Consider the following 584-nt stretch of genomic DNA (forward strand, 5'->3'; position numbering starts at 1 on the left):
AATTTAACTTGCCTTACTAAAAACACTTATACCTAAGTATATTACCACACCTCATGGTAATATACTACTATTTTATGTACTCTTGCTGTATTTCTTCACGCCAAAATCTCATGATTTGAGACTTCATCATCTATTCCTTCAAGTTCCATGGGACATAGGTTGTATAAATCGTTACCGGATGTCTAATAATATTAACATCATTTTTGAGACTTGGCTCAACCTTACTCGATGCATTATGAATCCTCATGCTGATAGACCACCCTTCATCGCAAGTAACTATAATCGTGTTCTTGGATGAATCTTTAAAACTTATATCTAGAAACTTTGTTGGCAATTTCAGTATTTGAAAATTTAGCTTTGGTTTTACATTGCCTGCTGGTTTATTCAATGTACCGTATAGATTAAAACACTGAACATATGTGATACACCTTTTATTAACAGCAATAATCTTATAGAAATCATTGTGCCCTAATAAATATTTAACAAGTAATCTTGGGATCTTATATGGATGTACCTTGTCTAGCCTTTGCAACTCATCAATAAAGCTATTTGGTAACCCCCCCAAAAACAATCGACAAAAGGAG

1 protein-coding gene is annotated in these 584 nt (G+C 33.2%); it reads right to left on the minus strand.

Annotated elements, in window-relative coordinates; genetic code table 11:
• Positions 1-130: 130 nt before the first annotated feature.
• Positions 131-584, minus strand: a 454-nt coding sequence (locus tag KYQ89_RS04660) for a HaeIII family restriction endonuclease (RefSeq protein ID WP_218460621.1), incomplete at its 5' end; no start/stop codon positions are given.

This window comes from Rickettsia sp. TH2014, from assembly GCF_019249195.1.
GTDB classification, from domain to species: Bacteria; Pseudomonadota; Alphaproteobacteria; order Rickettsiales; family Rickettsiaceae; genus Rickettsia; species Rickettsia felis.